The 12154-nt window shown below is 70.3% G+C and carries 11 protein-coding genes; 10 read left to right on the forward strand and 1 reads right to left on the reverse strand.

All coding sequences use genetic code 11. From position 1 onward, the window contains the following. The 10 genes from ABDW59_RS21125 to ABDW59_RS21170 all read left to right on the forward strand — a co-directional run. A partial coding sequence (locus ABDW59_RS21125) for a hypothetical protein (RefSeq protein ID WP_343632818.1) occupies nucleotides 1-1468 on the forward strand: 1468 nt, incomplete at its 5' end. 10 nt (nucleotides 1469-1478) lie between these two features. Further along, nucleotides 1479-3254, forward strand: a complete 1776-nt coding sequence (locus tag ABDW59_RS21130) for a hypothetical protein (RefSeq protein WP_343632820.1) — start codon at nucleotides 1479-1481, stop codon at nucleotides 3252-3254. A 5-nt stretch (nucleotides 3255-3259) separates the two neighbouring features. Beyond that, the gene (locus ABDW59_RS21135) at nucleotides 3260-4684 is read left to right on the forward strand and encodes a hypothetical protein (protein ID WP_343632822.1); all 1425 of its coding nucleotides are present in this window, start codon (nucleotides 3260-3262) and stop codon (nucleotides 4682-4684) included. 91 nt (nucleotides 4685-4775) lie between these two features. Further along, nucleotides 4776-5180, forward strand: coding sequence for an OsmC family protein (locus tag ABDW59_RS21140; RefSeq protein ID WP_343632824.1), 405 nt, complete (start codon nucleotides 4776-4778; stop codon nucleotides 5178-5180). Nucleotides 5181-5318: 138 nt separating this feature from the next. Then, nucleotides 5319-6101, forward strand: coding sequence for an SDR family oxidoreductase (locus ABDW59_RS21145; RefSeq protein ID WP_343632826.1), 783 nt, complete (start codon nucleotides 5319-5321; stop codon nucleotides 6099-6101). Between the two features lie 64 nt (nucleotides 6102-6165). Continuing rightward, the gene (locus tag ABDW59_RS21150) at nucleotides 6166-6807 is read left to right on the forward strand and encodes a YceH family protein (RefSeq protein ID WP_343632828.1); all 642 of its coding nucleotides are present in this window, start codon (nucleotides 6166-6168) and stop codon (nucleotides 6805-6807) included. A gap of 169 nt (nucleotides 6808-6976) precedes the next feature. Then, on the forward strand, nucleotides 6977-7564 hold the full coding sequence (locus ABDW59_RS21155) for a DUF3455 domain-containing protein (RefSeq protein ID WP_343632830.1): 588 nt from the start codon (nucleotides 6977-6979) through the stop codon (nucleotides 7562-7564). 62 nt (nucleotides 7565-7626) lie between these two features. Next, nucleotides 7627-8049: a thioesterase family protein gene (locus tag ABDW59_RS21160; protein WP_343632832.1), complete on the forward strand. Its 423-nt coding sequence runs from the start codon at nucleotides 7627-7629 to the stop codon at nucleotides 8047-8049. Next, nucleotides 8046-8282, forward strand: a complete 237-nt coding sequence (locus tag ABDW59_RS21165; protein WP_343632834.1) for a hypothetical protein — start codon at nucleotides 8046-8048, stop codon at nucleotides 8280-8282. Before ABDW59_RS21160 ends, ABDW59_RS21165 begins: the two co-directional genes overlap by 4 nt. A 192-nt stretch (nucleotides 8283-8474) precedes the next feature. Continuing rightward, nucleotides 8475-9800 (forward strand): cyanophycinase, encoded by a 1326-nt coding sequence (locus ABDW59_RS21170; RefSeq protein ID WP_343632836.1) that lies wholly within the window; start codon nucleotides 8475-8477, stop codon nucleotides 9798-9800. 358 nt (nucleotides 9801-10158) lie between these two features. Here ABDW59_RS21170 and ABDW59_RS21175 read toward each other — a convergent pair whose 3' ends face one another. Continuing rightward, nucleotides 10159-12084, reverse strand: a complete 1926-nt coding sequence (locus ABDW59_RS21175) for a radical SAM protein (RefSeq protein ID WP_343632838.1) — start codon at nucleotides 12082-12084, stop codon at nucleotides 10159-10161. Nucleotides 12085-12154 lie beyond the last annotated feature (70 nt).

Consider the following 12154-nt stretch of genomic DNA (forward strand, 5'->3'; position numbering starts at 1 on the left):
CTTCGAGACCCTGGCCCATTACGAGATCGGCCTGAGCTTCGTGCCGGAGCGGCTGGCGGTGGTGGCCTTGATCGAGAACCCCGAGCTGCGCGCCGGCCCCGATTTCACCGAGGCCATGATCCGGCAGAACGAAACGACCTTTCGCAACGCGCTGCTGGAGCCGGCGCTGGCCGACGGCTTCGCGGCGCTGCGGATGTTGGCCGCCTACGAGTCGGCCAAGGTGCTGATCGGCGAGCAGCAGGCCGCGAGCAAGCGGGACGAGGCGGTGGCCGCCACCAGCGTCGCCGCGGCCGCGCAGCCGGCCGAGGCGCCCGATCCGGCGGCCGCGCAGGCGCAGGCGGTACTGGACGTGCTGCGCCAGATCCACGCCGGCGCGAGCACGCTGCGCGCCAAGGCCAATGTGGACGACGCGCTGTACCGCATCAAGCTGAACGATCGCAACCAGGGCGTCGGCGAGGACGCGCGCCGCGGCGGCCAGTACTGGCTCTACGTGCAATGCCTGGCGGCACGGGCACCGGCCTTCCTGGACGCGCTGATCGCGCTGGCGGGCGAGGACAAGAACGCCCTGAGCATCGAATCGGCGCAGCGCATCGCGACCGCGATCCCGGGGCCGACCTCGGCCAAGTCGCTGGCCTCGATCAACGACATGACGGCCGGCGAGAAAGAGGACGCCGGCCTGGGCGCGGCGATCAAGCGCTACATGGCGGTGTTCTGGGACTGGGGCTGGTGGACCCAGCGCTGCCGCGAGGAGCTGCTCTACAGCCCCAACGACGCGGGCGTGGGCGGGCTCACCGACAAGCTGACGCAGGCGCTGCAGGCCTGGGAAGCCAAGCGCGCGGAGGGCGCCTTCGCCAAGGACAAGGACGTGGTGCTCAAGACCGCCGAGGCCAAGCAGGATGCGCTGAGCACCGGCGATCGCCTGGAGATGGCCTTCCCGCTGGACGAGCTGGCGCGGGCGCGTGAACGCCGCGCCGCGCTGTGCGGCCACATCGCCCAGCATCCGCAGCATTACTCGTATGCGCTGTTCCAGGCGCTCACGCCGGCGGAGCAGGTGTCGCGCATCCTGGAGGCCTCGGGCGGGGTGCTGCAAGTCGGGCTGTTCGAGCCGCGCGTGGTGGCGATGAGCGGCTCGCGGCTGGCGGTGCCGCTGACGCCACTGGCTGCCGGCGGCATGACGACCTTCCTGGACACGCTGCGGGAATCGCTGAGCGCGTCCCTGGGCGACACCGCGTCGCACCCCGAGCAAGTGGTGCTGCCCACGCCGGGCGTGAACATGAGCTCGCGCCTGGGCCGCTGCACCGCGGCGGAAAGCTTCATCGAGGACTCGCGCGTCAACGACGTCGAGCTGGGCCGCGCGCGCGTCGCGCAGGCGAAGGCGGAGGCCGCCGCCGCACAGGCCGAGGTCCAGCGCCGCGAGATGCTGCTCAAGCGCGAGCAGCTCGATCCCTTCGAGATCGGCGGGGAATGAGGGCGCCGCGATGAGCGCTCCGGCCATTCCGGCCGCGTCCCCCGCGGGGACGGCGGCGAACTCGACGCCGACGATCCGCCGTATCGACGCGCGCATTGTCCCGGCGGACGCGAAGCTGCCGGGCGCCTCCGCGCCGGCCCTGACGCGACCGGCGTTGAAACCCGCCGCCGCCGGAACGACCGTCCCCTCCGGCACGAGTGGAACAGGCCCCACGTTCGTCGCTTCGCCCGATGGAGGCGAGCGCCGGCTCGACGATCCCTTGCAGGGGCGTGATAACTCGGTGACCGGCGCGCGCCGCCAGGCCGGCATCCCGCGGCGGATGCTCAAGGCGAGGCTGCCCGACGACTGGACGCTGCTGGACTTCCCCTTCGAGGACCCAGGCGAGGTACAGGCCTATGCGAACGCCGCGTTCCGACACCGCGGCTGGCCGGCGGTGCAAGGATTCCAGACGCAGTTCCGGAGCTCGCTGTCGGGACTGGCCGGCTCGCTGCGCGGACGTGCCGACGGTCCGGCGGCCGACTTTCGCCTCGCCATCGACCACCTGGAGCGCGCGATGACGGCGCTGCGTCCGCGTGTGGCCGAGGGATTGCTGGTGCTGGAGGATGCGGCGGTCGCATTGCTCGGCCAGCGTGTCGACACCGCGATGGCGCAGGCGCGCGAGCAGGCGCTCGGCGTGCTGTCGCTGCCCGCGCACGCGAACGGCGCCGAGCACGTCGACAGCCTGCTGCGGCTGTACGGCAGCGACGGCGGACCGCTGGACTGGCGGCGGGCCAAGCTCTCGCTGGCCGACAACGCGTCGGGCCGACGGCTGCGCGATCTGCTGAAGCGCTTCGCGCCGCAGGCCAAGACCTTCTCCCAGGCCGAGCAGGCGCGTCACATCGCCCAGGCCTTTGACGCGCTGAAGACGGCGGCGAAGGTCGGCGCCGTCACCGTTGCGGCGGTTCCGCCGGGCCGCGTCGACGACGCGGTCGCGCTCCAAGCCCGCGCGCTGGAAGCGGCTCGTCAGGCCGGCGCGCTGCCGAATGCGCTCGCGGACGCGATCACGACGCACCGCGCGGCGTTGGCGTCCTGGGCCGAGTGCCGGCAGAGCTTCGTCGCCGCGCGTCGCGCCGCGGCGGTCGAGTTCCCGGTACTGCATCGCTTCGGCTTCGCCGACGTGATCGACGGCGCCGAGGAGGACGATGCCGCGCTCGGCGCCCGCATCGCGCGCAAGCTGGCCGGCATCTTCCGCGGCGCGGAGGGCACGCGCCGGGCCTATGTCCAGGGCGAGGTCTACAGCCGCATCCAGTCCAAGCGGCCAGCGCGCGAGCTGCGCAAGGCACTGGACGGCCGCGAGCCGCCGCGCGATCCGGTCCACTTCGTCGTCGAGCGCGCCGAGGGCAGTGTCTGGGCGCATCCGCGGTTGATCCAGGAGGCGACCGAGACCGTGGCGCGTGGCGCGCCTTTCGGCGGCCCGATGTCCTTGCTGGACGACTTCCTGCCCGCGGTCTCGGAGCAGGCCGTCGCGGCCTATGCGCAGGCTCAGCAGGACGCCATCGTGAAAGGGGCGCTGGAGGCGGTCGGCGTCACCGCCGCGATGATCGCGCTGCATGCGGTCGCGCCGCCGGCCGCCTTCATGCTGGACGCGACCCTGGCGGCCGGCGATCTGGGCTCAGGTCTTGCGGCCTTCGGCGGTGAGAGCCAGCTGGCGCGCTGCTGCTTCGATCCGGCGCAGGCGCTGGGCGAGGAACCCTCGCTCGCCTGGTTCCTGGCGACCCAGGCTTTCAACCTCTTCACCGTGGGCTGAGCGTCATGGGACTGGGCTCCGCCGTCACCGGAAGCAAGCGAGGCGCCAACCCGGTCGCGCGCGCGGCGGAGCAGGGCGGCCAGGACAGCTTCGCGCTGCTGCGGCATCTGGAGCAGCTGGCGCTCGCGGTGCGCGGGCGAACGGACGTCTGGCTGATGCCGGCGCGCATCGCCCGCAGCGTGGACGAGGTGCTGAGCTCGACCGCTTCGCCCGCGGTCCGGCTGGCGCTGGCGACGGTGCTGGGCCGCGCGGCGAAGGGCGCGGGCGGCGCCTCGTCCGCGATTCCGCGTTGGCTGTCCACGCAGGTCCAGCGACATCTGGCGGAGTTCGACCGGCTCTATGCGCTCGCGCGGCGGGAGTCGACGCTCTACGCGATGCCGCTGATGCTGGCGCGCCAGAACGAATGGGGCGGGCTGCTCGGCGAGCTCGAGAAGGCCGGCGTGAGCCGCGAGGCGGCGGAGGTGCTGGATCGCTATCTGGCGGTCCGCATGAACCATGTGATGGCGAGCGGAGGCGCGCTCGACGATCCGCTGCGCAAGGCGGTGCTGCCGGCGACGGGCTCGACCGGCAATGCCGCGAGCCGGGCCGCGCAGGGCGCGACCGGCGCCACGCCGGGGGAGATGGTCGACGCGATGGCCCGCACGGAGCGCCAGACCAAGAACATGGACGCCGCCACGCGCGCGCGGCTGCCGTGGGAGCAGCTCGGTCCGCTCGGAAAGCTGGAACGGCTGCTGCCCCCGGGCGATCCGGCCTGGCGTCAGATCGACGAGTGGGTCGCGCTGCGCCGCGCCGCCGGACAGCCCGTGGTCGGCGCGCAGCTGCAAGGCTACATCGGCGAGCTGGTGGCGCTACGCACCGCGGGCGTGGTCGAGTTCCTGCGCGACGAGGCGCGGCGTGTGCTGGCGCAGGATCCGTCGCTGGGCGGGCAGGGCTGGCGGCTGGTCATCCAGCAGCGACCGGTGACGATGGCGCAGGCGGGCAAGGACCTCCGAAAGGGCGGCGCGCTGCCGGCGACCGGTCTCGGCGGCAACGGCGAGTCCTTCGACCTGTCGGTCTGGCTGGTCAAGGACGCGGAGGACGGCGCGGTGGCCATGCCGGTGGTGCGGGTGCAGGTGAAGTCCGGCCAGGAGGCCAACGCCGTCGGGGGCGTGACGCAGAGCCTGGACAGCGACGAGTGGCGCATGTTCAGCGACACGGTGACGCTGGACGTCGGTACGCCCGGCGCGCCGGTGGCGAAGAACTTCGAGCTCCGGCCGCCCGACACCTTCAGCGTGGTGCGCGTGCTGGTGACGGCGGGCGACGCCGACCCTGGGAGACTGGCGAAGGCCGTGCCGCCCGGCGGGGACCTGACGCTGTTCCGCATGCCTTTCACCGGCAGCGAGTTCAACGCCATCGGGCAGGGACTGGCGCGGCGCTTGGGCGGCCAGTGAGGCCGCGCTCCTGGCGCGAACGGGAGAGGTCGAGCGGCGCGAGGCGCCGTAGGATGCGGGCCGAGTTCATCCCATACCTGGAGAAGTCTTCATGAGCATCCACATCCAGCGCGACAAGACCGGCCCGATGCGCCAGACGGTCAGCATCCGCGACCATCGCCTGACCGCCGACCAGTCGGTGGAAGGGGGCGGCGAGGACGCGGGCCCGGACCCGCATGAGCTGTACGACTCCTCGCTGGGCGCCTGCAAGGCGCTGACCGTGCTGTGGTTCGCACGCCGCAAGGGCATTCCGGTGGAGGACGTGCTGGTCGAGGTCGAGCGCGACGGCTCGCAGGAGCGGCAGGGCGTCTACAAACTCAAGACCACGCTGACCTTCGTCGGTGAGCAGCTCACCGACGAGCATCGCCAGCAGCTGCTGGCCGTGGCCGAGAAGTGCCCGGTGCACAAGCTGATGACGCAGGTGACGACGGAGATCGAGACGGTGATGGCCGGCTGAGATCGCGGGCGGCCGCACGGCGAGGGCACCGGAGGGGGCTTGCCGGCGGCTGTCGCATGGGGATCATCGGGGGCGCACGCCCGCGTGCTATCGTGCCCGGCACCTGTCCGGTCCCGAAGTTTTGCGAGAGACCTCCTCATGAGCTACAGCATCGATCTGGAGGGCCGCGTGGCCCTCGTCACCGGCGCGTCCAGTGGACTGGGCGCGCAGTTCGCCAAGACGCTGGCCAAGTCGGGCGCCTGCGTGGTGCTCGCGGCCCGGCGTGTGGAGCGCCTGAAGGCGCTGCGCGCCGAGATCGAGGCGGGCGGCGGTGACGCGCACGTCGTCCAGCTGGACGTCACCGACATCGACAGCATCAAGGCCGCCGTGGCGCGCGCCGAGACCGAGGTCGGGACGCTGGACATCCTGATCAACAACTCCGGCGTGAGCACCACGCAGCGCCTGGCCGACGTGACGCCCGAGGACTTCGACTTCGTGATGGACACGAACGTGCGCGGGTCCTTCTTCGTCGCGCAGGAAGTCGGCAAGCGCATGCTGGCCCGGGCGCGCGGCGCGGCGCCGGGCACCTTCACCGGCGGACGCATCGTCAACATCGCGTCGATGGCGGGCCTGCGGGTCCTGTCGCAGATCGGCGTCTATGCGATGAGCAAGGCGGCGGTGGTCCACATGACCAAGGCGATGGCGCTGGAGTGGGGCAAGTTCGACATCAACGTCAACGCCATCTGCCCCGGCTACATCGACACCGAGATCAACCACCACCACTGGCAGACCGAGCAGGGCCGCAAACTGGTGGAGCTGCTGCCGCGCAAGCGCGTGGGCACGCCGCAAGACCTGGACACCACGCTGCTGATGCTGTGCGCCAAGGAGAGCCGCTTCATCAACGGCGCGATCATCCAGGCGGACGACGGCTTCGGCGTCTGAGACGCGCGACCGAGAACCAAGCGCCGAGAACCAAGAACAGAAAACAGAAGAGGACAAGGGCCCGATGGCTGTGAGAGAACTGAGCGCGCTGGAAGCGCGCGTGCTGGCCGTGCTGGTGGAGAAAGAGTCCACGGTGCCGGACAGCTACCCGATGTCGCTGAACAGCCTGACGCTGGGCGTGAACCAGAAAACCGCGCGCGATCCCGTGATGAACGCGAGCGAGTCGGACGTGGCCGCGGTGCTGGACGAGCTCAAGGCGATGAGCCTGGTCAACAGCGTGAGCGGCAGCCGCGTGGCGCGCTTCGAGCACAACATGAAGCGGGTGCTGGGCGTGCCCGGACAAGCCGAGGCGCTGCTGACGGTGCTGATGCTGCGCGGGCCGCAGACCTCGGCGGAGCTGCGCCTCAATTGCGAGCGCATTCACCGCTTCGCCGACGTGTCCTCGGTCGAGGGCTTCCTCGACGAGCTGGCCGAGCGAGCGCCCCCATTGGCGGTGAAGCTGCCCAAGGCGCCGGGCGCGCGAGAGGCGCGTTGGGCGCATCTGCTCAGCGGTGAGCCGGCGATTCCGGCGGCGTCGGCATTGTCGTCGTCGGGCGGCTCGTCATCGAACAGCGCGCGCGACGAGGAGATCGCGGCGTTGCGCGCCGAAGTCGACGCGCTGAAGGCCGCGGTCGCGCGCATTCAAGCGGAGCTGGGCATCGCCTGAGCGCGAACCGACTCGCTTTCGGTCGCACCTGAGCTCGGGTCAGAAGGGGCCTTGATCCGGGGGGCGTCGCTCGCCGCACTGATACGCGCCGCTGGATGCGCGACGCTCGGCGGTCGTTCGGTGCCAGGTCTTGCCGGACGTTTCCGTCCGAAGTCCTGGAGAACGACGCATGCGACAAGCGCTCTTGGCCGGTCTGTTGACTGGTACAGGCCTCCTGTGGGGATGTGCCTCATCGACAAGCGAGGAGATCAACTCCGCGGGGCGCAAGCTGCAGGTCGCACTGGCGCCTGGGGCGGGCGAGGAGATTTTTCTTCGAGTCGATGGTGTGGGACACCAGATCTATGAATGCGCGGTGCGCGACGATGCTGGTGAGGCGCCGGCTTGGCGTCTGTCCTTGCCTGACGCGCTGCTTGAGGATGCCGGAGGGCGGATCGTCGGGAGGCATGGGGCTGGGCCGACATGGACTTGGCCTGATGGGTCCGGCGTCATCGGGCGCGTGTCACGCAGTCAGCCCGCGCCGCGCGCCGAGGCGATTCCTTGGCTTTTGATCAATGCGCAGCCGTATCAGAACCGCGGGGTGCTCGCGCAGACCACGAGCATTCAACGCCTGGAGACACAGGGCGGCGTCGCCCCTGCGGCAGGGTGCGATGGCGCGCACATCGGCCGGCGCGCCACCGTGCCGTATCGAGCGCGGTATGTGTTCTGGCGGGCGGTGGACGATGCCGATGGGCGGACTCCCCGAGAGACACGACGCTGAAGGGACAGCGCCGGTCGGCCCTGGCATGCTGAAATGACGCGGTCAACTCTCCGTCCGCCACCATGCGCATCGACATCCCTGAAGACAAGACGCTCGTCCACGAAACCCGCATCCAGATTCGCTGGGGCGACATGGACGCGATGGGCCATGTGAACAACACGGTCTATTTCCGCTATCTGGAGATGGCGCGCATCGAATGGCTGGACAGCCTGGGCGGCGCGCCGTCGCCGGCGGGGCAGGGGCCGGTGATCGTGAACGCCTTCTGCAACTTCCACCGCCAGCTGACCTATCCGGGCGACATCCTCGCGCGGCATTACGTGTCGAATCCGGGCCGTTCCAGCTTCGACACCTGGATCACGCTGGAGCGCGTCGACGAACCGGGCGTGATCTACGCGTCGGGCGGCGCGACCACGGTGTGGCAGGACGCGACGGTGCAGAAGGCGATTCCGCTGCCGGAGTGGCTGCGGGAGAAAATCGCCGGATGAAACGCACCCTCCTCGGCCTTTCGCTCTCCGCGCTGGTCACGTTCTTCTTCCTGTGGCTGATCGTCAGCGGCTTCGGCCAGCTGATGGGCATGCTGCGCGGCTTGAACCAGCCCGGCAAGGGCGGGAGCCTGCTCCCGCTGGCCATCGGCATCGCCGTCTTCGCGCCGCTGCTGTTCTATCGCCTGCGCAAGGCCCGCAAGGGCCGTCAGCCGCGCGATCGCGACGCCCGCTGAACGTCCCGGCGGCGCCTCGCGATGGGGCTCGCCGCACCGGCTTGGCGCTCTCACACACCGACGAACACCTGTCACCCACGCGCTGGCGGGCCGTAGCACAGGACCTCGACATCCGGCGCTTCCTCCCGGCCATCCCCATGTTGAAGGTCCGACCCGCTTCCCATCCGGCACGCGATATGCAAGATAGGCGGCATGGACGCACCTCGTTTCATCTCGACCCGGGATCTTGGGCTCGCCATCCGGCGCGGGGCGCTGGCGCTGATCGCGCTTGCAGGCCTGATCGGCGCTAGCGCGGCTTCGGCGCAGACGGCCATCGTCATCGGCGGCGCTCTGCGCATGGACAACGACGCGGTCTGGCGCCGCATCGTCGACGAGGCCGGCGGACCCGGCGTCGCGCGCTTCTCGGTGCTCGCCACCGCGTCGGTCGCCCCGGAGCGTTCCGCACAGACCATCATCGACGAACTCGTGCGCCACGGCGCCCAGGCCGAGCACATCCCCGTCGCGCCGCGGCTGGAGGGCGCCGACCTGCAGAAGAACCTCGCCGATCCGGAACTGCTCGCCAAGGTGCGCGCGTCCAACGCGGTGTTCTTCTCCGGAGGCGCGCAAGGCTTCATCGTGGACACGCTGCTCCCGCAAGGGCAGGCGACGCCGATGCTCGACGCGATCTGGGAGGTCTATCGACGCGGCGGGGTCGTGGCCGGTACCAGCGCGGGCGCGGCCATCATGAGCCGCGTCATGTTCCGCGACGCGCTCGACGTCATGGGTGTCATGCGCGGTCAGATGCGCGATGGGCAGGAGGTCGACCGCGGCCTGGGCTTCATCGGCGACGACCTCTTCGTCGACCAGCACTTCCTCAAGCGCGGACGCATCGGTCGCATGCTGCCGCTGATGCTGGCCAAGGGCTATCGCTTGGGCCTGGGGGTCGAGGAGAACAGCGCCGCCGTGATTCGGGACCAGCGCGTGGACATCATCGGCGCGCGCGGCGCGCTGCTGGTCGATCTGCGCGATGCCCGCAGCGATCCGGCGCTGGGCGTGCTGAACGTGCGCGGCGCGCGGCTCAGCTATCTGGACAGCGGCGACCGGCACGACCTGCGCAGCGGCGTCACCGAGCCCGCCGCCCGCAAGACCGCCGCGAATCCCGCCGTGCCCGTGCGCGCCTCCGCGCAGGGCCAACCGATGCCCACGCGCGGACCGGTCGACACCTTCCAGCCCGACATCCTCGGCGACAACCGCATCGTCCAGGCGATGGCCGAGCTGCTGAGCTCGCCCGCCGCGGAAGTGCGCGCGATGGCGGCCCGCGTGCGCCCCGGCGCGACCGGCGAGCGCGACCGCACCGGCTTCGTCTTCCGTCTTTATCGGGGATCCGACACGCAGGGCTGGATCGACGACGGCGGCGACGCGCGCGATGTCACGCTGCTGGATGTGCGGCTGGACGTGCGTCCGGTCCGCCTGCCCGATCCGACCGCCGCGGCGCCCAGCGCCATGCCGGGCATCGTGATTCCTGCCGCGATGCGCTGAGGCCCGGATTGCCCGATGGGCGATGGGCGATGGGCGATGGGCGATGAGGATGTCGAGCGACGGTCCGGCAGGGACGCACACATCGGCTTCTTCAACTGTCGGAGCCTGTGTTGAGACCCCTTTCGTCGAATGAATGCCAAGCCGTGAGCGGCGGCAGCCTGTGGAAGAGCTGGATGTGCGCCTGCCTTATCCTGCAAGCCATCTTCGGGCCGCGATCCTCAGGCGGGGGAAGTCGCGGCAAGCCGGATGCCACGCCGGATGCGTCGGTCCCGACGGTGGGACCCGGCGGGACTGCGACGACCGAGGTCGATTTTTTCCCCGGCGTCCGTCCGAACTGAGCTTTCGCCAGCCGGCGCGCTCAATGCACCCGCTGCAGCGCCTCGCCGATGAAGTGGCGGGGCACCTTGGGCTTGGGCACGCGCACGCTGAACCAGCGCCGCACGTCCTGTTCCAGGCCGATGCCGTGCATGAAGTTGTAGAGCGCCTTCTTCAGCGCCTCGCCCATGGCATCGTGGTCGGTGCCGGTCGGATCCACGAAGCCCACGTCGTTCTTCGCGAACGGCGAGGGCGGCAGCGGCAGCAGCTCCACGCCGAAGGCCGAGGGGTCCTGCCCCACCGGTGAATGCACCGTACAGGCGAAGCGGTGGAAGAAGCCGCTCTGGATGCAGCCGTGCTCGAAGAGCTGGCGCACGTACTCCAGCGCATCCACGGTGTCCTGCACCGTCTGCGTCGGGAAGCCGTACATCAGGTAGGCGTGGACCAGGATGCCGGACTCGGTAAAGGCCCGCGTCACCCGCGCGACCTGCTCGACCGACACCCCCTTCTGCATCAGCTTGAGCAGCCGATCCGAGGCCACCTCCAGCCCGCCGCTGATCGCGATGCAGCCGCTGTCGGCCAGCAGCTGGCAGAGCTCGGGGGTGAAGGTCTTCTCGAAGCGCACGTTGCCCCACCAGCTGATGGACACGCCGCGATCGATGAGCTCCTGCGCCAGCGCCTTGAGGACTTTCGGGGGGGCCGCCTCGTCGACGAAGTGGAAGCCGGTCTGACCCGTCTCCGCGACGATCGCCTCGATGCGGTCCACCAGCGTCTTTGCCGAGGCCGCCTCGTAGCGCGAGATGTAGTCCAGCGTGATGTCGCAGAAGCTGCACTTCTTCCAGTAGCAGCCGTGCGCGACGGTCAGCTTGTTCCAGCGGCCGTCGCTCCACAGCCGGTTCATCGGGTTGAGCATGTCCAGCAGCGACAGGTAGTCGCGCAGCGGCAGGCCGTCCCAGGTCGGCGTGCCCACGTCCTCGAAGGGCACGTCGGGCTCGGCGAAGTTGATGTAGCGGACTTGGCCGGCGAGCTCGCCCTCGCGCTCGCGCACGAAGCAGCGCACCAGGCGCTGGCGGCCGCGCTTGCCGGCGATGTGCTCCAGCAGCGCCAGCAGCGGGCGCTCGCCCGCATCGAGCGTCACATAGTCGACGTAATCGAAGAGGCGCGGCTCGGTGAGCTCGCGCAGCTCGGTGTTGACGAAGCCGCCGCCCAGCAGCACCTGGATGTGCGGCCGCTCGCGCTTGATCGTCTGGCCGATGCGCAGCGCCGCGTAGACCGCGCCGGGGAAGGGCACCGACAGCAGCACCACGTCGGGCCGCTCGGCGTCGATGGCCTCCAGCGTCAGCTCGCGCAGCAGCTCGTCGACGAGGTTGGTGTCGGCGTCCAGCGCGTCGCGCAGCGGATCGAAGGTGGGCTGGCTGGTGGCGAGCTGCTCGGCATAGCGGACGAACTCGAAGCGCGGATCGACCGATTCGCGCAGAACGTCGGCCAGATCGTTCAGATACAGCGTGGCCAGATGCCGCGCGCGATCCTGCAGGCCCAGCGCGCCGAAAGCCCAGGCCAAGGGGTCCTCGCCCTCTTCGGAGACGTAGACGTCCAGCGACTGGAAGCGCGAGCCCTCGGGCAGGAAGGCCCGCGTGTTGATGCGGTGCGCGATCGTCGGATCGCGACCCTGCAGGAAGGCGATGGTGGGCGCGATGGTGGCGAGGTAGCGGTCGAACTGCTCGTCGAACTGGCGCGAGGCGATGCCGCGATCGGGCAGGGCGATCGCGTGCACGGCGGCGCGCACGCGCTGCAGACCGTCGCGGGAGAACAGCCGCAGCACCAGGGCCAGCGCCAGATCGCGCTGCGTCGCGGGCAGGCCGCGCGAGCGCAGAAACCCCGTCAGATAAGCGGTCGAGGGGTAGGGCGTGTTGAGCTGAGTCATCGGCGGGATGAGCGACAGCACGCGGAGATCGGGCGCGGCGGACATGGTCGGAACTGTAGAAGCAAAAAAACAAACCCGGCAAAGGCCGGGTTTGTTCGGGACCGCGGAGATGAAT

Source organism: Roseateles sp. (assembly GCF_039595295.1).
Lineage (GTDB): Bacteria > Pseudomonadota > Gammaproteobacteria > Burkholderiales > Burkholderiaceae_C > Roseateles.